The sequence below is a fragment of the Cupriavidus sp. USMAA2-4 genome, from assembly GCF_001854305.1.
In the GTDB taxonomy this organism is placed as follows: Bacteria; Pseudomonadota; Gammaproteobacteria; order Burkholderiales; family Burkholderiaceae; genus Cupriavidus; species Cupriavidus malaysiensis.
The window spans coordinates 2524464-2544559 of record NZ_CP017749.1 but is presented as its reverse complement, the minus strand read 5'-3'; the positions used below and the strand labels follow the sequence as shown (position 1 = coordinate 2544559).

General features: G+C 69.9%; 15 protein-coding genes. 8 read left to right on the top strand and 7 right to left on the bottom strand.

Annotated elements, in window-relative coordinates; translation table 11 throughout:
- Window positions 1-26 precede the first annotated feature (26 nt).
- The 6 genes from BKK79_RS31135 (at window position 27) to BKK79_RS31110 (ending at window position 6747) form a co-directional block, all read left to right on the top strand.
- A complete protein-coding gene (locus BKK79_RS31135; protein WP_071020947.1) occupies window positions 27-1076 on the top strand; it encodes an ABC transporter substrate-binding protein in 1050 nt (349 codons plus the stop codon).
- Window positions 1057-2103 (top strand): ABC transporter permease, encoded by a 1047-nt coding sequence (locus BKK79_RS31130; protein ID WP_083384607.1) that lies wholly within the window; start codon window positions 1057-1059, stop codon window positions 2101-2103. Before BKK79_RS31135 ends, BKK79_RS31130 begins: the two co-directional genes overlap by 20 nt.
- Complete coding sequence (locus tag BKK79_RS31125; RefSeq protein WP_071020949.1) at window positions 2097-2909, top strand: ABC transporter ATP-binding protein; 813 nt, start codon at window positions 2097-2099, stop codon at window positions 2907-2909. The genes BKK79_RS31130 and BKK79_RS31125 overlap by 7 nt, the downstream gene beginning before the upstream one ends.
- Entirely contained in the window at window positions 2906-3898 is a 993-nt protein-coding gene (locus tag BKK79_RS31120; protein ID WP_157128561.1) for an ABC transporter substrate-binding protein, read from the top strand. The genes BKK79_RS31125 and BKK79_RS31120 overlap by 4 nt, the downstream gene beginning before the upstream one ends.
- A 53-nt stretch (window positions 3899-3951) precedes the next feature.
- On the top strand, window positions 3952-5220 hold the full coding sequence (locus BKK79_RS31115) for an acyl-CoA dehydrogenase family protein (protein WP_084085369.1): 1269 nt from the start codon (window positions 3952-3954) through the stop codon (window positions 5218-5220).
- A 93-nt stretch (window positions 5221-5313) separates the two neighbouring features.
- Window positions 5314-6747, top strand: coding sequence for an FAD/NAD(P)-binding protein (locus BKK79_RS31110; protein ID WP_071039771.1), 1434 nt, complete (start codon window positions 5314-5316; stop codon window positions 6745-6747).
- Window positions 6748-6791: 44 nt separating this feature from the next.
- On the opposite strand, the gene BKK79_RS31105 is transcribed toward BKK79_RS31110, so the two are convergent.
- From BKK79_RS31105 to BKK79_RS40720, 7 genes are all read right to left on the bottom strand, one after another.
- A complete protein-coding gene (locus BKK79_RS31105) occupies window positions 6792-7634 on the bottom strand; it encodes a substrate-binding domain-containing protein (RefSeq protein ID WP_157128650.1) in 843 nt (280 codons plus the stop codon).
- Window positions 7635-8116: 482 nt separating this feature from the next.
- A complete protein-coding gene (locus BKK79_RS31100; RefSeq protein WP_071039770.1) occupies window positions 8117-8971 on the bottom strand; it encodes a VanW family protein in 855 nt (284 codons plus the stop codon).
- A gap of 88 nt (window positions 8972-9059) precedes the next feature.
- Window positions 9060-12047 carry a WG repeat-containing protein gene (locus BKK79_RS31095; RefSeq protein ID WP_071039769.1) on the bottom strand — a complete coding sequence of 996 codons (2988 nt, stop codon included), beginning with the start codon at window positions 12045-12047 and terminating at the stop codon, window positions 9060-9062.
- A gap of 153 nt (window positions 12048-12200) precedes the next feature.
- Window positions 12201-13466, bottom strand: a complete 1266-nt coding sequence (locus tag BKK79_RS31090) for a hypothetical protein (protein ID WP_071039768.1) — start codon at window positions 13464-13466, stop codon at window positions 12201-12203.
- 311 nt (window positions 13467-13777) lie between these two features.
- A complete protein-coding gene (locus tag BKK79_RS31085) occupies window positions 13778-14647 on the bottom strand; it encodes a hypothetical protein (protein WP_156811504.1) in 870 nt (289 codons plus the stop codon).
- Window positions 14648-15024: 377 nt separating this feature from the next.
- On the bottom strand, window positions 15025-17274 hold the full coding sequence (locus tag BKK79_RS31080; RefSeq protein ID WP_198173349.1) for a WG repeat-containing protein: 2250 nt from the start codon (window positions 17272-17274) through the stop codon (window positions 15025-15027).
- A 214-nt stretch (window positions 17275-17488) separates the two neighbouring features.
- Complete coding sequence (locus BKK79_RS40720; RefSeq protein WP_071039766.1) at window positions 17489-17950, bottom strand: hypothetical protein; 462 nt, start codon at window positions 17948-17950, stop codon at window positions 17489-17491.
- 593 nt (window positions 17951-18543) lie between these two features.
- On the opposite strand from BKK79_RS40720, the gene BKK79_RS31070 reads away from it, so the two are divergent.
- A complete protein-coding gene (locus BKK79_RS31070) occupies window positions 18544-19068 on the top strand; it encodes an RNA polymerase sigma factor (protein ID WP_071039765.1) in 525 nt (174 codons plus the stop codon).
- 2 nt (window positions 19069-19070) lie between these two features.
- Window positions 19071-19946 carry a FecR family protein gene (locus tag BKK79_RS31065; protein WP_071039764.1) on the top strand — a complete coding sequence of 292 codons (876 nt, stop codon included), beginning with the start codon at window positions 19071-19073 and terminating at the stop codon, window positions 19944-19946.
- Window positions 19947-20096: the final 150 nt, after the last annotated feature.

Here is a 20096-nt window from a genome sequence, read left to right as displayed (position 1 = left end):
GCCCACCCCGACGATCGAGGACTGCCATGCATGACGATGCCGACACCGCTGCCGCCCCGCCACCACCATCCCCGCCCGCCGGCACCAGCCGCCGCGGCTGGCTGCGCGCCGCCGGCGCGCTGGCCCTGGCCGGCGGCGCCGCGCCCTTCGTGCTGAGCTCCGGGGCGCGCGCCGCCAGCGGCCAGCCCAAGCCCATCAAGCTGGCCTGGAACGCCAGCTCGGTGTGCCTGTCGCCGGTGGCGTCGGCTCTCAAGGAGGGCATCTTCCGCAACCACGGGCTCGACGTCGAGCTGATCAACTTCGGCGGCTCGACCGACCAGCTGCTGGAAGCCATCGCCACGCGCAAGGCGGACGCTGGCGTGGGCATGGCGCTGCGCTGGCTCAAGCCGCTGGAACAGGGTTTCGACGTCAAGCTCACCGCGGCCACGCACGGCGGCTGCATGCGCCTGCTGACCACGCGCAACTCGGGCGTGACCGACCTCAAGAGCCTGAGGGGCAAGACGGTGGCGGTCAGCGACATGGCCAGCCCGGCCAAGAATTTCTTCTCCATCCTGCTGGCCAAGCGCGGCATCGACCCGGTCCGCGACGTGCAGTGGCGCCAATATCCGGCCGACCTGCTCGGCATCGCGCTGGAGAAGGGCGAGGCGCAGGCCGCGGCCGACGGCGATCCCCGCACCTACCTGCTGCGCAAGGAGCGCAGCCTGGTCGAAGTGGCGACCAACCTGTCGGACGAGTACGCCAGGCGCGCCTGCTGCGTGCTCGGCATCCGCGGCAGCCTGGTGCGCGAGGACAAGGCCACCGCCGCCGCGCTGACGCATGCGGTCCTGCAGGCCCAGGACTGGACCGTGGCCAATCCCGAGGGCGCGGCGCGGCACTTCGCCGAGTTCGCCAAGACCAGCCAGGCCGACGTGGTCGCCATGCTGAAGAGCCATACGCACGGCCACCACCCGGTGGGCGGCGACCTGAAGAAGGAACTGGCGCTGTACACGGAAGAGCTCAAGCTGGTCTCAGTGATCCGCCCCGGCACCGATTCCACCAAGTTCGCGGAGCGCATCTATGCCGACGTTCTCAGCTGACGCCCTGGCGGCCAGCCGCACCGTGCCGCTGGACGGCCTCGACGACTTCCCGGCCAGCGCCGCCGCCGACGCGCCGCCGGTGCCGCGACTGTGGCGCGGCGGCCTGCTCGCCGGCGCGGCCTGGCTGGCCGCCGCCGCCGTGGTGCGCTACTGGCCGGAGCCGGAAGACTGGCCGCTGACGCAGGAGACCGCGCTGCTGTTCGCCGCCTTCGCGCTGGCGCTGCTGGTGCTGGCCGTCGCCCACCAGCACCTGGGCGCGCTCGGCGCCGCGCTGCGGCGCGCCGGCCCGTGGCTGGTGGCGCTGGCCGCGCTGACCATCGCCTGGGAGATCGTCACCGCCAAGCTGTTGCTGCTGCCCCGTCCCTTCTTCGCGCCGCCGCAATCGCTGCTGGAGGTCTTCGGCGAGGACTACGGCCGCCTGGCCGAGGCGGTGGCGCATTCGCTGCGGCTGCTCGCCAGCGGCTACCTGCTCGGCGCGCTGGCGGGCTTCCTGACCGGGGTCTCGATCGGCTGGTCGAGCCGCGCCGGCTACTGGGTCCATCCGGTGCTGCGCCTGCTCGGGCCGCTGCCCGCCACCGCCTGGCTGCCGATCGTCTTCTTCGCCTTTCCCAGCAGCGCCAGCGCGGCCACCTTCCTGGTGGCGCTGGCGACCTGGTTCCCGGTCACGGTGCTGACCTGGTCCGGCGTGGCGGCGGTCGACCCGGCCTACTACGACGTGGCCCGCACGCTGGGCGCCAAGGGCCGCTTCCTGGTGCTCAAGGTCGCCGTGCCGGCGGCGCTGCCGAGCGTCTTCGTCGGCCTCTTCATGGGCCTGGGCGCCTCCTTCTCGGTGCTGGTGGTGGCCGAGATGCTGGGCGTGAAATCCGGCCTCGGCTGGTACCTGCAGTGGGCCCAGGGCTGGGCCGCCTACGCCAGCATGTACGCCGCGCTGCTGGTGATGGCGGTGCTGTTCTCAGGCCTGATCACGCTGCTGTTCCGCTCGCGCGACCGCCTGCTGGCCTGGCAGAAGGGAGTGGTCAAATGGTGAGCACCGCCTCCGCCACGGCCGCCGCGCGGCAGGACACCGCGCCCGCCCAGGCCGGCGTGCGCCTCGACATCGAGCAGGTCAGCCATCATTTCGCCCTCGGCAGCCAGGTGCTGCCGGTGCTCAACCGTGTCAGCCTGAGCGCGCAGCCCGGCGAATTCGTCGCCCTGCTCGGCCCCTCCGGCTGCGGCAAGTCCACGCTGCTGCGGCTGGTGGCCGGACTGGAAGCGCCGCGCCGCGGCAGCCTCAAGGTGGACGGCGCGCCGATCGCCGGCCCCGATCCGAGCCGCGTGGTGGTATTCCAGGACCCGACCCTCTATCCGTGGCGCACGGTCTGGGACAACGCGGCGCTGGGCCTGGAAGCACGCGGGCTGCTGGCCAGCCAGCGCGAGCGCGTCGATGCCGCGCTGGCGCGCGTGGGCCTGTCCGACTTCGCGCGCGCCTACCCGCGCCAGCTCTCCGGCGGCATGGCCCAGCGCGCGGCGCTGGCCCGCGCCCTGGTCAACGAGCCGCGCCTGCTGATCCTGGACGAGCCGCTCGGCAAGCTCGATTCGCTGACCCGCCTCAGCATGCAGGGCGAGCTGCTGGCCTTGTGGCAACGCGCCGGCTTCACCGCGCTGCTGGTCACCCACGACGTGGAAGAAGCGCTGCTGCTGGCCACGCGCGTGATCGTCTTCAGCGAGCGGCCGGCCCGCGTCACCGCCGAACTGCCGGTGCCGCAGCCCTACCCGCGCCACCGCGACGATCCCGAGCTGATCCGGCTGCGGCGCGAGATCCTGGGCCTGCTCGGCCTGCAGCGGGGCTGGTGAGCCATGGTCCGGGCATGCACGCCGCGATGCGCATGAGCGCGCGCCTGAGCCGCCCGGCGGCTGCCTGGCCGGCCGACGCGCGCTTGGCGCTGGCCGCCGTCGCCATGCTGGCCTGCCTCGCCGCACTGGCCTGGCTGCCGCCGCGCGGCCTGGCGGACCCGGGCCGAGACCAAAGCCGAGGCCGGGCCGCGCACGCTGCCACCGTCGCGCCGCAGCCGCGCCTGCCGGGCCCTGGTCCCCTGCTGCGGCAGGCGCAGGCACGTGGCGTGCTGGTGGTGGGCGTGCCGGCCTATCCGCGCCCCGTGCCGCCCGGCCAACCGCTCGCGCCCGAACCCGACCCCCGCCAGGCCACGCTGGCGGCATGGCTGGCCGGCGCGCTGGGGGTACGCCTGGAGTTGCGCGCCATGCCGGCCTCTGCCACCGCCGGGCGCCACGCCGGTGGCGAGTCCCTGCCGCCCGGCGTCGACCTGGTGCTGGGCGGGCCGCCCCCGGCGGCAGGCGCGGCGCCGCCGCGCGCCACCCTGGCGACTCCGCCCGGCCGCGCACGCGGGGCACTGCTGTCCTTGCGTTTCGCCCCCGTGCTCCGGCTCGACGCGCTGGCCGGCAAGACCGCCTGCGTGGCGCACGCCAGTCCCTACGCCACGCTGCTGCAGGACGCCGGCGCCACGCTGCGGCGCTATCCCTCGCCACTGCAGGCGCTGCTGGCCTTCCGCCGCGGCGAGTGCGCGGTGGCGGCCGAAGACGGCGCGCTGGCGCGGCGGCTGCTGGCCTTGCCGGAATGGCGTGTGTTCCGCGCCGCCCCGCTGCTGCTGAGCGCGCCGCCGGTGCCGCTGCGCCTGCGCGCGCCCGATGCCGGCTCGGCGCGCTACCTGGAAGCCCGCCTGCAGGAACTGGCGCGCAGCGGCCGGCTGGCGGCGCTGGCACGCGACGGCGCGGCCGACACCGCCTTCCAGGTGATGCTGGTCGAGAGCGGCTTGATCTGCCATTGAACGCGGCGCGCCAACCCGCCGCCCTCCGACTCCACAGGAAACCTTCGCCACCCATGACCCGCCACTCCCCAGCCCCGGCGTCCGCGCCCGCTTCCGCCTACGGCCACCCTGCCGCGCCGCCGGCCGTCCCCGGCACGGCCGGCGCCATCGGCACGCCGCCCGCTGCCATCCCGTCCGAACACACGCTGCGCGAGCTGGCGGCGCGTTTCGCCCGCCGCGCCGCCACCCATGACCGCGAGGGCAGCTTCCCGCACGAGAACTTCGCCGACCTGCACCGGCACGGCCTGCTGGCGCTGACGGTGCCGCGCGCGCTGGGCGGCGCGGGCGCCGGCCTGGACGATGCGCGCCGCGTGGTCCACCACGTGGCCGGCGGCGACGCCGCCACCGCCCTGGTGCTGGTAATGCAACTGCTCAGCCATCACGGCCTGGCGCGCGACACGCACTGGCCGGCCGCGCAGCGCGAGCAGGTGCAGCGCAGCGCCGTCAGCGCGGGCGCCCTGATCAATTCGCTGCGGGTGGAGCCGGAGCTGGGCTCGCCCTCGCGCGGCGGCCTGCCCGCCACCGTGGCCCGCCGCACCGGCGGCGGCTGGCGGCTCGACGGCCACAAGATCTACGCCACCGGCATCCCGGCCCTGCGCTGGCTGGCGGTGTGGGCCCGCACCGACGAAACACAGCCGCGCACCGGCGTCTTCCTGGTGCCGCGCGAGGCGCCGGGCGTGCGCGTGGTGCCGACCTGGGACCACCTCGGCATGCGCGCCACCGGCAGCCACGACGTGCTGTTCGAGGCGACGCCGCTCGACGCCGATGCGGCGGTCGACCTGCGCGCCCCGGCCGCCTGGGCCGCGCACCAGGATCCGGTGCACGCTGCCTGGACCGCCACCCTGCTGGGCACGCTCTATCACGCCGTGGCCGGCAATGCCCGCGACTGGTTCGTCGACTGGCTCAACCAGCGCGCTCCGGCCAGCCTGGGCGCGCCGCTGGCGACGCTGCCGCGCTTCCAGGAAGCGGTGGGCCGCATCGACGGCTGGCAGCTCGCCAGCCGCCTGCTGCTGGAACGCTGCGCCGCCGACACCGACCGCGGCGAGCCGCCGCCGCTGGCCCAGGGCCACCTGCTCAAGCTGAACGTGACCGACAACGCCATCGCCGCCGTCGAGCTGGCGGTCAGGCTGGCCGGCAATCCGGCGCTGGCGCGCGGCAACCCGCTCGAGCGCCACTACCGCGACGTGCTGTGCAGCCGCATCCATACGCCGCAGAACGACGTCATCCTGACCACCGCCGGCGCCCAGGCCCTGCGCGAGCGCGCCGCCGCGCGGGCGGCCTGAAGGCGCGGCGCCGGCCACCCCGCCAGCCCCCGCCAGCCCCCGCCAGCCTCCGCCTGCCACCCCGCCCGTCACCGATACCCTGCGAGGACCAACATGAGCCTGCATCCCAACACGCCACGCCGCGTCGCCATCATCGGCGGCGGCATGGCCGGCACCCTGACCGCCATCCGCCTGCTCGAGACCAGCCAGGCCGCGCTGGCCATCCGCCTGTTCGAGCCGCGTGCCGAAGCCGGGCGCGGCCTGGCCTACGGCACCACCGACCCGGCCCACTACCTGAACGGGCCGGCGCAGAACTTCAGCCTGTATCCCGAGCACCTGGAGCACTTCGCGCAGTGGCTGGTGCAGCGCGGGCTGGCCGACGCCGCCGGCGCCGCCGATGCCTTCGTGCCGCGCCATGCCTATGGCGACTACATCCGCGACATGCTGGCGCGCGCCAGCGCCCGTGCCGCCGGCAACGCCAGCTTCGAGCATGTGCGCGCCGAGATCGGCGGCATCGCCATCGGCGCCCCCCATCGCGTGCAGGCGGTGGATGGCCGCGCCTGGGAGGCCGACCATATCGTGCTGGCCACTGGCATTCATCCGGCTCGCCCCCGGCTCGGCGACGGCGAGACGCTCGCCGCCGACGGCCGCTACGTGCCCGATCCCTGGCAGCCGGCCGCGCTGGCGCGGCTGGCGGCGGCGCGCAGCGTCGCCCTGCTGGGCAGCAGCCTGACCATGCTGGACGTGGTGGCGACCCTGGAACGCCACGGCTTCCGCGGCCAGTACCATGCCTTTTCGCGGCGCGCCCTGCTGCCCTGGCTGCGCCATCCGGTCGGTCCCGGCGAGGACTTCCTCGCCGCGGCCGGCGCGGCGGCCCTGGCGGCCCCGCGTGCGCGCGACCTGGTGCGGCGCGTGCGGCGCCAGCGCGACGCGCTGGTGGCGCGCGGCGAAGACTGGCAGGCCATTCCCGGCGCCCTGCGCAACCATATCGCGCCATTGTGGGCGGCGGCTTCGCCCGATGAGCGGCGCCGCTTCCTGCGCCACGTGCGGCCCTTCTGGGACAACCTGCTGCATCGCGCCGCCGCGCCCACCCATGCGGTGCTGGAACAGGTGCGCGCGCAAGGCCGGCTGCACCTGCACCCGGCGCGGGTCAGAGCGCTCGCCGAGCGCGACGGCGGCGTCGGCCTGACGCTGTCGCGTCCGCTCGCCGACGCGCCGCCGGCGGTCGACGCGGCGGTCAACTGCACCGGCGCCGACTATGGCTGGAATGCCGCCAGCCCGCGCCCGCTGGTGCGCCAGCTGCTGGCCGGCGGCCTGGTGCGCCAGGCGGCGGCCGGCACCGGCATCGATGGCGACGCGCACGGCCATGTGTTCGACCGTGGCGGACGCATCGTGCCCGGCCTCAGCGCCATCGGCGCGCCGCTGCGCGGCGCGCTGTGGGAGTCCGGCACCATCATCGACGTGCGCAACCAGGCCGCCGCGCTGGCCGCGCGGCTGGCGCGGGAACTGCAGCTGCATGCCGGCGCCGACGAGGCGCAGGCGGCCTGAAGGATGGCAGGGCAGAAGACCCGGGGCGCCCCGGCGCCCCAGCCTCAGCGCGACGGCGCGCGCGGGTCGATGCCGCTGCGCTCGATATCGGCGCGCGCCTCGGGCGAGGCGAGGAAGCGGATCAACGCGCGCCCGGCCTCGGGATGCTCGGCGCCGACCGGGATGCCGGCGGAGAAGGTGGTCACCTTCTGCACCGCCTCCGGGATCTTGCCGACGTACTGCGCGCCGGCCACCGGCAGGATCTCGCTGACCTGCTGCAGGCCGACCTCGTAGTCGCCGCTGGCCACCACGCTGGCCACCGGAATGCGCTCGATCTTGTGCGCGCGGCCCTTGACCTGGTCCTCGATGCCGAGCCGCTTGAACAGCTCGCGCTCCACGTAGACACCGCTGGCGCTGTCCGAATAGGCGATCGAGCGGGCGCGCAGCAAGGTGTCGCGCAGCGCATCCACCGTGCCGATGTCTGGCCGCGGCGCTCCGGCGCGCACCGCCAGGCCGATGCGGGAATCGGCCAGGTCCACCTTGCTGCCCGGCTCGACCTTGCCGGCGCGGATCAGGTCGTCCAGCGCCTCGCCCACCATGATCACCACATCGGCCTTCTCGCCGCGCGCCAGGCGGTTGGGGATGGCCTGGGGTGACTGGCCCATGGACGGTCCCCACTCGGTCACCAGCTTGTCACCGCTGGCCTGCTCGAACTTCGGCGCCAGCGCCTTGTAGGCGGCGGTGAAGCCGCCCGAGTTCATCACCTTGACCTCCCCTGCCCGGGCCGCGCCGGCCGGCAGGCCCAGCGCCGCGGCGGCAGCCAGCGCGGCAAGGGCGGCCACGGCGGTACGCCGCGCGCGGGAGGGGATCGTGTCATGGCGGCATTGCCCTGCGCGGGTGGTCGGCATTGTCATCTTGTCTCCGTGTTGGCTTTGGTCTTGGTATCGGCGCGCAAGGACGCGCGGAACGCCGCGGCGGCACTCGCAGCGAAGCCGTCTATCGTGCCACGACTGGCCGCCGGCCGCCAGCAACGATGCACAGAAGACGTACACGGTGAACCCGCCGACCGATGCCGCCAGCCTAAGGGAAAACGGTGCGCCCCAGGCGCGTGACGGGGCCGGGACACGATCGGGATGCTCGACCGCCAGGCCGGCAAGGAAGAGCCCGGCAGCGAAAGCTCGCCGACGCTGGTCCGATGGTAAATCACCGAGAGGCGGGGGACTGAGCATCATGCCGGCCGCGCTCACATCGCCCGAAAGAAGGTCTGCTGCGCAGCCAGCCACACACTATGGTCGCCTTCAAGAAGATCGTGATAAGCCGCAGCGAGAACGACGCTGCCGGCGCATGCGCGGTGCAAGAATCGGCGATCTGCCGGCGACCGGGACCGGCGTCATGGCGTTGGGATTTCCTTGTGTCGTGGCGCGCAGGGCTCCTCGATCTGCGCTTCTGCCACGGGATACATCACCCGGACCCGATTGCGATAAAGACATTGGGCGACAAGCAGCGCTCCCTGATGTCCCTTCTCACGAATATCGCGCCAGATCTCGTTGATACGCAGCACCTCGCCGCCTTCGCGCACGAAGCGGTGATGCTTCTGGTAGACGTGATAACGCACGGCCCGCTCCGTGTCCGATAGCAATTCGCCCTCCAGTTGATGCTCGGCCACCTTGAGCCGCAATTGGAAGCATGCCTGCGTCGGGTTGTAGAGCACCAGGTCGACGAAGTTGTAGAAGATGGCTGCGCCGGAACCGAAGGGCAGCACCCGTCCTTCGTCGGGAAACGGGTCGAAGCTGTGATTGGCCCGTTCGACCAGCTGGAGGGGAGAATGCAGCGCCATCCAGTGGATCAGGTTGCTCAACTGGCAGATGCCGCCGCCGACGCCCTGGCGTGCCTTGCCGAACGAAAGTTCCATGCCGTCGACGAAGCCGCGCGCCCTGCTCGGCCGGCCGAGCAGGCGACAGAAGGAAAAATACTCGCCTGGCGCAATGGTCACACCATCCATGCAGGCGACAGCCAGGCGCAGGTTCACGACCTTGTTGTACTGCAGGGCCAGGTCGCTGTCGCCGAGGCGGCGAATCAGCTTGGAGGTGTGCTTGATGTGGCGGTACGGCAGGTGTTCCCGGCAGGCTCCCAGCCGGGCGTAGCGGCGCCGGGAAACATGCCAGCCAATGGTGCGGAAGAGTCTCCGCTGCCAGACGCGCAGCGCGTACAAGGCGGGATGGTATAGAGACAGGGGCTTACGCATGGACTTTCCTGGTGCCGGTGCGACCTGCGGACGGCGCGCGCCCGCCACAAGCGCGCCGTGCGCGGATGCCTGTGCCCTCCATCGCGCGCTAACCACACTTCCGGATCTTCACTGCGGCGGCAGGCCACTGCACGCGGCCGCCGGCGTCGAGAATCACAGGCACGCGCCCGCATAGCCAGGCACTGTGCGCGACCAGCTTGCCGCGCGTGTCGATCAGGCCGATATTGCCTTGGCGCAGCACGACCGCCCGTCCCTCAGAGAAAGCCTGCACCTGCTCGAACACCGGCGGGATGGCGACCTTGCCCCGGCGGTCCAGGAAGCCCATCCGGATCGGCGGGCCTTCCGCATCGTCTCCCTGTCGCGCGCGATTGCGCCGCTCCGACGGATGGCGGCCAGCCACCTGCTCGAACGCGGCAAGGCCTTCGCTCATGGCGTCAATCTTCTTGTAGGGATACTGACCCAGCACGTTGCCGAACCGATCGGCCAGGGCGACCGCATTCTTCTCCCGGGCGTTGCGGGGCGTGAAAGTGATGACGTCCTCGGAAAAACGGCTGTACCAAGGCACCTGGCCGGGCAGGCGCATCCGCTCCTTGAAGTCAAAGCCGTAGAACACGGTGACTTCATCGTCCAGGTACGCGTTCTCGGTACGCGACCACCACCATTGCGATGGATCATCGTGCGCGATAGCGAGCGGCAGCGGCGCGCTGGCCGTCGAACGGCGCCCGTGGATGTCGACCAGCACGCGCTCCGCCCCCGAACGCGTCTGCTCGTAGGGCAAATCCCCCTCCCCCGACAGCACCAGCGTTGCCAGTGGCGACGACCACTCGCCCCGGGCATCGAGCAGGCCGTACTGCGCGGGCTCGACTACCGTGAACATCTTTCCCGCGGGCCGAATCTCTTCGTATTGCGCCGCAAGCAGCATCTGGCCGTCCGGCGCCATCAGCCCCTTGTACTTTTCATCCTGGGTCAAGCGCAGCATGCCGTGCTCGTCGTCGTACTCGATGGCACTGTAGCCGGGCGCCAGCAGTTCCCGGCCTTTCGGGTCCAGCCAACCGAACAGGCGACCGTGGGTTTCGCCATCCGTGAAGTTGGCCTCGCTACGCCAGCCGACCAGGCGGCCGTCGGTGTCGAGGACCGGCTCCAGGCGGTTGTCGAAACGCGGAGGCACGACCCACCCGCCCTTGTCGTCCAACAGCCCCCAGCGTCGGGCGTCCGGAGCGCGAGCGCTGGCCAGGCCATCATGAAAATCCTTGAGTTCCGCCACGCCGGCCATGGTGATCCGGGTGATCTCGCCAGTCGCCAGATCCAAGCGGACAAGCCCGTCGTCGTCATGGCCGGCCTGCCCCAGGAAGACACCTTGGCTCGCTCGCCTGACTCCCTGTACATCCTCGGGCAAGAGGTGGCGCTTGCCATCGTCTTCCACCACGACCAGCCGCTCGCCCTCGCGGGCGAGCGCGGCGCCATCGTGAAACGGGGACAGGCGGCGATACTGCGGCGGGACGACCCACTGGCCGCGCCCGTCGATGGCACCCCACCCTCCCATCGTGTACATCACCAGCGGCCCCTCGACCCCCTCGCCTCCCGAGGAAGGCTGGCGGTAATCGAGCACATCGCTGTCGTAGGTCCACTCGGGATCGGAAACGAGCTTGCCGTCCCGGGTGATGACCTGGATTTCGCTGTAACCCCTGACCACCAGGGCCAGAGGCAACAGTTCGGGTCGGCTGCCGTCTGTTGCTGTCGCCGCCTTGCCGGAAGCCATCAGGAACACGCGGTCATACCGCCCCGTCAGCGCCTGTTCGCCTTGCAAGGCGGGGGCTTCGCTGGAAAAGACCAGCTGGCCTGCCGTGTCGAAGATTTCGAATTGCAGCGGCGCGCGCTTGTCGTCCTCGTCCGTGGCGGCCGACTCGTCTTCGGACACCTTCTCGACCAACAGGAGATGCGTGCCCGATGCGTACGCAGCCGGCATGGCGATACGGCTGCGAACCATGCCCGCCGCGGCATGGAATGCCCAGCTCCGGTCGCAGCCCGCCACGACATGCCATTGCATCGGCCCCACGGGGAACTGGACCTGCACCGCCTGCAGGCGCGGGCAGGTGGCGGCCGACAACAGTACCCGTCCGTCCTGGCCGATGATGTCGCTGCCGCCCTCCTCGGCATAGCTGGCCTGGAAGCCGCCCCAGGTGTCCCGCGTGATCTGCTCGTACTTCGGGGGCAGTACGAAGCGGCCATGCCGGTCGATCAGCCCGACGCTTGGCCTGGACTGGCTGCTGCCATCGGCCCCCGCGTGCGCCGGGGCGGCTGCCTGTGCGATGGCCAGGCCATCCTGAAACGCCCCGATCGCGGCGAAACGCGCGGGCACCACCCAGCGTCCCTGGATGTCCACCGCGCCCCAGAGCGCATCGGCGCCGCTCTGTCCAGGCTGCGCCGCGGGAAAAAGGTCCTCGCCTTCGTCGTAGAAGGCACGCATGGCCTGCGGCACCGGCAACAGCCCTTCATCGCGACGCCAGATCCAGCTCGCACCTTCGCGCTTGGCCCGGTAGAGACCCCGGGCATCCGGAAACAAGTCGACCTCCAGGCCGGCCTCGAAGCGCTTGACGACCTGTCCCTGCCGATCGATCAGCAGGTAGCCTTGGCCACGCTCGCTGACCACGGCCGTTTCCCCCCGGAAGGGCCCTGCCTGCTCGTAGGCCGGCGCGATGACCCATTGGCCGTGGCGGCCGATGTAGCCCCAGGCATCGTCCTCCCCCATGGCAGCGGCTGAGCCGCCGGAGAAATCGTGGACGTAGCTGAACCTGGGAGGAATGACCAGTTCGCCGGTCTTGTCGACGAAGCCCCAGAGCCCTTCCAGCTTGACTGCCGCCAAACCTTCCGAAAAATCACGCGCATCATCGAAACGCGGCTCGCCGGCCAGTTTTCCGGACTTATCCAAGAAGCCCCACCCGCCGCCGATCTCGAAGCGCGCCATGCCCTCTTGCACGGCGCACAAGGCTTGGATGGCCGAGTCATCGCTCGACGGCATCTCGCACGGCGCCGCCTGCGCCACGCCACCGGCCAGCGCCAGCCAGACCAGCGCCATCGAAGCCCCCGCACGCCGACGGCCAGGGCGGCTACGACGGATACGGTGGCTATGACAGACACGCAGGAGAGCCAGCCATGAAGATCGCGATGAGGTCATACACATAGGTATCCGGGGAATGTGAAAACGAGCCTGCGGCAGGCCGGCCGATGGTCAAGGCAAGTCCGCGCGCCAGGCGGCACGGATCGCCAGCAGCATCGCCTCGGGCGTGCCCTGCTGCATGAGACGTTGCGCCGTCAGCCCGAACGGGGCTGACGTCCGCTCCTCGGTGGGCTCACCAGCGGGCTCCCTGCCAGCCTTCAGGCGGAACAGCGCCTGACAGAGCGCACCCGGCAATGTCGCATCGCTCCAGCCCCCCCAGCGCAAGTCCCACCCGCCGCCGGCATCGCGGTAACCAGCGCCAATCGGGCCGAACGCCTCTTCGGCCGAAGCGCGTCTTGTGAGCAGCACCTGTTCGTCACGGCCTCGCCAGACCCATGCCACGGGCAGCACCACGCCACTCTGGCAATCCAGGCGCTCGGTCCGTGCCACACGGTACGCGTCGCCGACACGTACCGCCTCGCCGGGACGCAATTCGGGAAACTCGTAGAAGGAAAGCGCCCGCGAATACTCCAGGACGTCGGAAGGCAGCAGGCGCATGGCGCTGATGCGGCCAGCCGTCGCTTGCTGCAGATAGCTGCCGAACAGGCGCTCGACCTCGCTGCGGCGCGCAGTCGTCGGATCTGCCGGCCCTGCATGCGGCCCGGCAACCGAGCGCCGCCAGTCGGCATACTGCCGGCGCATGCGGTCGAACAGGGCTGCCGCCGTCATGCCCGGCTTCAGGCGCAACGCCTCGCGGGTGAGGTTTGGACGCGCCAGGCCCATCAGGTCCGCGCTTTCCGCGGCAAGATCCTGCGTGATGGGCTTGAACGTGATCAGCGGCGACACTTTGCGCGCCATCCTGGCACGCCGCGCCTTCAAGTCGGGGCTCGACGCCGCCGCGCAGGCGAGCAGGATCTCGTTGCCTTGCGGCCAGGAATTCTGCCGGCTCTCGAGCAACTGTCCCTCCAGACGGTCGACCCACTCCGCAGGTGCATAGGAACGCGAGGCGATCACGGTGCCGTCGCGCGCGAGCAACTGAATGTCTGTCGACACATAGAAGCCCAGGCTGCAGTCGATCAGCCGCCGTTCGTAGTTGTACCAACCGCGGCTGGACTCCTCTTCGGTCCATGGCTCCCCGGAATGGCGCGGGTAGCGTGTCGCCGACGCCAGCAGGCCATCGGGCCGCCACCGCAGCGCCTGCAGATCCACCGCGTGCGCCGTATCCCTCGCGTACATCGGGAAGTGGAGCCAATCCGTCTCGTCGGCTGCCGCGTTGGGGCCCCATATCAGTGCCAGCAGGCTGCTTGCTGTCAGCCAGCGTCGGAGGGTGCTTTTCATAGCTTGGAGCAGTTCACTTCGTCTCGTCAGGTCCCAGGCACCTGGCACGTGGGATGTCAGCCGGTCGTCCAGCCGCCCGATCTTCGCGTGGGGATGGCATCTGCGATGCATCTGCGCAATGCATCCTGCGGCCGGCGGACAGTGCGGCGGATCGGCGCCATGCCCATCGGCGCCGCAGAGTAATGCGCGGCAACCTGCAGACCCGCCGCAGTGTAGGGCCCGCCTCGCCAGTCTTCCTATGAGAGGAATCTGAAAAGAATGCCGATATTTACCAAGACCTCTGCTGCCGGCGCAGCACTACCGGGATTGACTCAATCCTCCCTCCCGTCCCATATGCCATCGCAAGCGTCAATGAGTTCCTTCGGCCATCTGCGGCGGGGCAGAATGCGCTCCAGTCCCATGTAAAAGACGTCGCCCAGCATCAGCAGCGGCGCAACCGGCAACGCGACGAGTACGAAGAAGGGAACGGCAAGCAGGAGCCAGGCCGGGTGGCTGACCTTCAGCGCCTTCAAGGGGTTGAAGTAGCGTACAGCCTCGCCTACCCGAGATAGGCGATATGGCCCGCGTGAACTGTTCGGCGGCAATGCCGCGGCCCCCTCTTGCATATACAAGCGGATGTACTCCCAGACCTGGGCCGCGCCATAAATACCCGGCCTGGCGATGGCATCCGGGTGATCCCGGGTGGCGGCGATGCCGATGCGCAGGCGGCCATCGGCATACGGTCGGTCGGGATTGGCATAGGGCAGAAGCAGTGTCAGCTCGATATCGACTGCCGGTGCGCGACCTGCTGCAAAACGGATTCGGTCCTCGATCGAGGCTTGCAGGTGATCCCACGACTGGTAGACCCATTTTCCCTGGAGGATGCAGGCGACCTTACGCGTCTTGCGGTTGAAGATGATGGGCAGTTGCAGTCGCCAGAGGAAGAAGGTCCAGGCGGAACCCAGGAAGAGCACAGCGGTCATGCCCAGCGCATTGCCGAGGTGCTCCAGATAGTGCGCCAGGGCTCCGGCGGCGTCTCCCCTGTGCTCACAATCGTCCATGCGGGTCGAATCTTCGACAAGGGAGAGTAGAGCGAAGACAAGAGGCATCGCCAGCGTGCATATCCAGCTCCAACTACCTCTTCCGCCCCACGCTCTGCCCGAGGATGTCCGCATGAACAGGCAGTCTTCGGTGACCTTCATCACGTTGTTATCCGCGGCAGGCTCAACGCCCAAGGGAGGATCACTTGCGTGCAACGCGGCAACGCGTCTGGCGAACAGGCTGAGTTCGGCCCAAGGGATAGGACGTTGATTCATAAGCAATGAATTCGCTTAGCGGGACGTCGCGATGCCTTGCGCTTGCCAGGGCTTCCGCGGTTGGCGGAGCGCTGCGCACATTGAAGACGCACGCGCTCCTTGAAGTCGCAGCCGTAGAACGTGACGCCCCCCCCGGGGCCTCGGTGCGTGGGTCGCCAGCGTTGCGACGGATCTTCATGCGCAATGGCAAGCGGCAACTGCGCGCCGGCCATGGAGCGCCGCGGAGGCCGGCCAGCACGCGCTCCGCGCCTGAGCGCGTCTCCTCATGGGACAGGCCATCCCCCCCGCGGCCTTACCGGCGGTGCCAGCGGTGCGGACCACTCTCCCCGGGCATCGAGCAGGCCGTACTGCGTGGGCTCTTTCACCACGAAGATTTCCCCCAACTGCCGAATGTCCTCGTACTGCACGGGAAGCAGGACCTGGCCGTCCGGCGCCATCAGCCCCTTATACTCTTCATCCTTGGTCAGCAGCAACATGCCGTGCTTGGCGTCGTACTCGATAGCGCTGTAGCCGGGCGCCACCAGTTCCCGGCCTTCCGCGTCGAGCCAGCCGAGCCGGAGGCGGGAGCTGTCGCCGTCGAAAAACCTGCTGGCGCTTCGCCAGCCGAGCAGACGGCCCTGCACGTCCCGGACCGGATCGAGGCGCCTGTCGAAACGTGGCGGCACGGCCCATTCGCCCTGGTCGTCCAGCAGCCCCCACCGCAGGCCCTCCGGATCACCGGCGCTGACCAGGCCATCGTGGAAATCCTCGAGGTTCACCTTGGCGGGGAAAGTGATCCGGGTTATGTTCCCGGTACCCAGTTCCAGGCGCACAAGCGGGTCCCCGGGATCGCGGGGTGAGCCGATGAAAGCACGCTGGCTCACGCGCGTGATTCGCTGCACATCCTGGGGCCATAGGTGGCGCTTGCCATCGCGCTCCACCACCATCGGTTGCGTGCCGTCCCAGTCAACCACTGCGCCATCCCGGAAAGAAGATAGATAGTGGCCATGCTGTGGCTGGACGACCCACCGCCCCCGCCCGTCGATGGCGCCCCAGCGGGTGCGGTCCGGCGGGGCGTCACCCGAGAAGAGCCACACAGACGGCTCATCGAACGGTTCGCCAGGGGTGGACATCACCAGCGGCCCGTCGAGCGGCTTGCCGCCAGGACCGCCGGGCCCGCTCAAGACAAAGTGACCCTGGTTCATTTCGGCGCGATAGTGCCAGCCGGGATTGGAAATGAGCTTGCCGTCCCGGGTGATGATCTGCGTCTCGTTGCGCTTCCGTACCACCACGGCCAGAGGCAGCAGATCCAGGCGGCTGTGCTCGGCAGTGGCCTCGCCAGACGGCACGAGGAGCACCAGATCCCCGCGCGTCAATGCCTGATCGCCTTGTAACGCCCGGTCTTCGCTCGAAACCACCCGGCGGCCCGCCGCGTCGAAAATGTCAAAAGGCAGCGGCGCTTGCGTACCACTGAGGGCGCCCTCGAGCATGAGATGGGTGCCGGTGGCATAGGCCGCGGGCTTCGCGATACGGCTGCGGACCATGCCCGCACGGGCATGAAATGCCCAGCTCCGCCCGCAACCCGCCACGACGCTCCACTGCGCCTTCTCCACCGACAGGGCGACCAACACCTCGCGCAAGCCTGGACACGTGGCGGCGGCCAACAGCACCCGTCCGTCCCGGCCAATGATGTCGCTGCCAGCCTCTCCCGCGTGGGTGGCCTGGTAGCCGCCCCAGGCTTGCCGCGTGATCCGCTCATACTGCGGGGGGACTACGAACCGGCCCTGCCGGTCGATCAGTCCGAGGCGACGTCCCGCCAGGCTGCCGCCTTCGACATCCCCGCCAGCTGGTTCTGCCGGCTGTGCGACAGCCAGACCCGCTTGAAACGGCCCGATCGATGCGAAGCGCGCGGGCACGGCCCAGCGCCCCTGGATATCCATCGCCCCCCACAGCACATCGCCGCCGTTCGACTCGAGGCTGACTGGAATCAGGCCGTCGCCGTCGATCTGCACGTAGCGTTGCAACGCCTCCGGCATCGGGAACAGCCCGCCTTCGCGATGCCAGAGCCAGCGCGCGCCTTGGCGCTCGGCCCTGTAGAGCCCCCGGGCATCCGGGTCCAGGTCGACCGACAGGCCGGCCTCGAAACGCTTGACCACCTGTCCACGCCGGTCGATCAGCAGAGAGCCCTGGCGACGTTCCCTGACCATCGCGGTCCGATCTTGAAAGCGGCCGGCTTGCTCGTAGGCCGGCGCGATCACCCACTGGCCATGGCGGTCGATGTAGCCCCAGTTGCCGCCTTCCCCCATTGCGGCGGCCAGGCCGGCGGAGAAGCGATGGACGGAGCCGAACCTGGGAGGAATGACCAGTTCACCGGTCTTGTCGACGAAGCCCCAGTGCTCCCCCAACTTGACGGCGGCCAAGCCTTCCGAAAAGTCATCCGCATGGTCGAATGGAGGCGCCCCCGCCAGCTTGCCGAACTTGTCGATGAAACCCCATGCGCCATCGATCCTGAAGCGCGCCATGCCTTCATGCATGTCGCATGAGTATTGGACGGCCGAATGATCGCTCAATGGCGCCTCGCAAGACTCCGCCCGTGCAGGGCCGCTGGCCAGCGCCAGCCAGAGCAATGCGGCCGAAGCGCTCCGTCCTGGCAGCACGCGCCGGCAGGTGCCTGCGAGGACCAACCAACTCGACTTCCTGATCTGCCACCGTGTCAGATCTGGACCCACCCCGTTCATCGGACACACGTCAGGCGGATGAGGCCGACCGCAAACGCGTACGAAACGCATCGATACACAAGGGACGATCGTCGGCGCGAAGTTCGCCAAGAGGGATGTAGATTCGTTTCGGCTTCGAACCGGCGGGTTGGCCGTGCTCGCGATAGTGAACGACAACCAGCTTATCGCTCACATCACAGCTGGTGACTGCGCTGTAAAGCACCTTCTGCCGCCCGGAAGCAAGCGTCAGCTTCGTTTCGAAGTGGCCCGCATCGAACCGGAGATAAGCGTTTGACCGCCTGGATTTTCCCGTCGCAATGAGCATGAGAGATGCCGAGAATACGCCGCCGCCCAGACCGACTCCGCCGAATTTGAGCGCTGGCACAAGCGCCACCACGATGAGCGCGCAGCCAATTCCGATCATTTTCTTGGCTAGACGGTCGGCGTAGAACTCGAGAGCAGTCGAGACCGGGGACGAGACATTGTCAGCCATCACGCCCCCCGACGAATCTGCCGAAATTGGCGCCGAGGATTGGAGAAAATTGCCAGTATGGCAATGCTAGATGCGCTAAACCCGCCGATGGCCAGATCCAAGTGACGCTTCTCCTTTTTAGCAGGCTGGAAATCTCTGTGCAAACGACGCATGGTGCGGCCCCTCCAGCAATCGCTGCGGACTTCCCTGGACTTGCTACCTCTTCATATTGCATGGCCGCCCTTGCCGGTGATACAGGAGGTTTCCGGTCTTTCTGCAGGAAAGGCGCTCAACGTGCCCGTCAGAGGACCGCCTCAGGGGCATCAGGACGATGACCGGACCACCTGGCCAAGATCCAAGGCCAGATGCTCTCGACGCGGTAGCAGCCGCTGAACCCGGCCCCCCTCTTCAAGGCTCGGCGCCGCACGGTCCGAGGCGGGACGCAATGCCGGCATGGCCCTAAGCCCGATGGATGAGCAGGCGTGGGGGCCGAGGCGAATGGGCTCGCCGGCCCTGGTACTCTCTCTATTATTGCAAATACCAATCATTCTCATTTACAATTCAACACTTTCATCTCCCAACCCGTTGCCGGATCCCGGCCAAGGCGACGACCGGTGCCCCGCGACCAGACTTACCCGCCCCTGATAGCCGCCCTGGTGCGCCACTACGACGAGCTGGTCGAGCACCTGCGCCGGCGCTTCGGCGCCGACCGCGGCTTCGCGCGCGACGTGGTCCACGATGTCTGCGTCAACCTGCTCGCCGAGCCGCCGCGCCAGCCGGTGCTGACCCCGATCGCCTACCTGCGGCGCGCCACGCTGAACCTGGCCATCGACCGCCATCGCGTGGAACGCGCGCGCGCGGCCTGGGTGCTGTCCATGGATGAGTTGCCGGACGGTGTCAGCGAGGCGCCCGGCCAGGCGCGCCGGCTCGACGCGGCGCGCGAGTTCGAGCGCCTGGCGGCGGCCATCGAGACGCTGCCGCCGCGCTGCCGCGAAGTCTTCGTCCTGCACAAGGTCCACGAACTGCCGCAGGCCGAGGTGGCGTTAACATTGGGCATTTCGCGCAAGGCGGTGGAGAAGCATGTCCGCCTGGGCCTGGCCGCCTGCCGGGCGGCCCTGCAGCGCGAGCTCGGATCCTGAGCATGTCCCCTCCCCAGCAGAACGTTCAGCCAGACAGCCAGCAAGACGATTTCCAGCGCGAGGAAGACGCGCTGGCCCGCCACCGCGCGGCGCTGCAACAACGCTTCGCGCGCCCCGGCGCCGGCGCGCCGCCGCGCCGGCCGCGCCGCGCGCGCGCCGCCACGCTGGCGGGCCTGTCCGGCCTCGCCGTCGCGCTGGCCGCCGGCCTGCTGTGGCTGGATCCGCCGCTGCACAGCGCCCGCTACGCCACCGCCGCCGGCGCGCGCAAGACCGTCACGCTGCCCGACGGCAGCCAGCTCGTGCTCAATACGCGCAGCGCGCTGGAGGTCGGCTGGCACCTGCGTTCACGCCGCGTGGCGCTGCAGGAGGGCGAGGTGCTGTTCGACGTCGCCCACGCCGCCTGGCGGCCTTTCCTGGTGCAGGCCGGCAGCACCGCCATCCGCGTGGTGGGCACCGCCTTCGACGTGCGGCGCGAGCGCGAGCGCGTCGGCGTCACCGTGCTGCGCGGACGCGTGCAGGTCAGCGAGGGCGGCCACTCGGTGCTGCTGGGCGCCGGCGAGGCGACCTGGGCGGCGCCCGGGCGCCTGGAGCCCGTCGCCGCGGTCAGCGCCGAGCAGGCCGCCAGCCGCCTGGCATGGAAGGACGGCAAGCTGGTCTTCACGCAAACCCCGCTCGCCGAGGCGCTGGCGGAAATCGCCCGCTACCGGCGCGCACCGGTCACGCTGGCCGATGCGCGCCTGGCGGACCTGCGCATTTCCGGCGTGTTCGACAGCGCCGGCACCGACGTCCTGCTCGACCTGCTGCCCGCCATCCTGCCGGTCGCCGTGGCACGCGCGCCCGACGACACGGTCACGGTGCGCGCCCGCGCCGAACCCTGAACTTTTTTTGCGTGGCGAGGTAGGGGACCTGCCGCGCCCGCTCGTCATTCCCTTCGACAGCCACACACAATGAAGGGGAGTGACGCAGTGAATCGCAGCCACCGCGCGGGCGCCGCCACGGACGCAACGCAGCACGACACGACACATCGA

Coding starts and splice junctions, on each gene's coding strand:
- BKK79_RS31095 (WP_071039769.1), bottom strand. CDS start 12,047: ATGGCGCTGGTCTGGCTGGCGCTGGCCGGTGGCGTGGCGCAGGCGGCG.
- BKK79_RS40720 (WP_071039766.1), bottom strand. CDS start 17,950: ATGGCTGACAATGTCTCGTCCCCGGTCTCGACTGCTCTCGAGTTCTAC.
- BKK79_RS31100 (WP_071039770.1), bottom strand. CDS start 8,971: ATGCGTAAGCCCCTGTCTCTATACCATCCCGCCTTGTACGCGCTGCGC.
- BKK79_RS31110 (WP_071039771.1), top strand. CDS start 5,314: ATGAGCCTGCATCCCAACACGCCACGCCGCGTCGCCATCATCGGCGGC.
- BKK79_RS31125 (WP_071020949.1), top strand. CDS start 2,097: ATGGTGAGCACCGCCTCCGCCACGGCCGCCGCGCGGCAGGACACCGCG.
- BKK79_RS31135 (WP_071020947.1), top strand. CDS start 27: ATGCATGACGATGCCGACACCGCTGCCGCCCCGCCACCACCATCCCCG.
- BKK79_RS31130 (WP_083384607.1), top strand. CDS start 1,057: ATGCCGACGTTCTCAGCTGACGCCCTGGCGGCCAGCCGCACCGTGCCG.
- BKK79_RS31085 (WP_156811504.1), bottom strand. CDS start 14,647: ATGAAGGTCACCGAAGACTGCCTGTTCATGCGGACATCCTCGGGCAGA.
- BKK79_RS31090 (WP_071039768.1), bottom strand. CDS start 13,466: ATGAAAAGCACCCTCCGACGCTGGCTGACAGCAAGCAGCCTGCTGGCA.
- BKK79_RS31105 (WP_157128650.1), bottom strand. CDS start 7,634: ATGCCGACCACCCGCGCAGGGCAATGCCGCCATGACACGATCCCCTCC.
- BKK79_RS31065 (WP_071039764.1), top strand. CDS start 19,071: ATGTCCCCTCCCCAGCAGAACGTTCAGCCAGACAGCCAGCAAGACGAT.
- BKK79_RS31115 (WP_084085369.1), top strand. CDS start 3,952: ATGACCCGCCACTCCCCAGCCCCGGCGTCCGCGCCCGCTTCCGCCTAC.
- BKK79_RS31080 (WP_198173349.1), bottom strand. CDS start 17,274: ATGCATGAAGGCATGGCGCGCTTCAGGATCGATGGCGCATGGGGTTTC.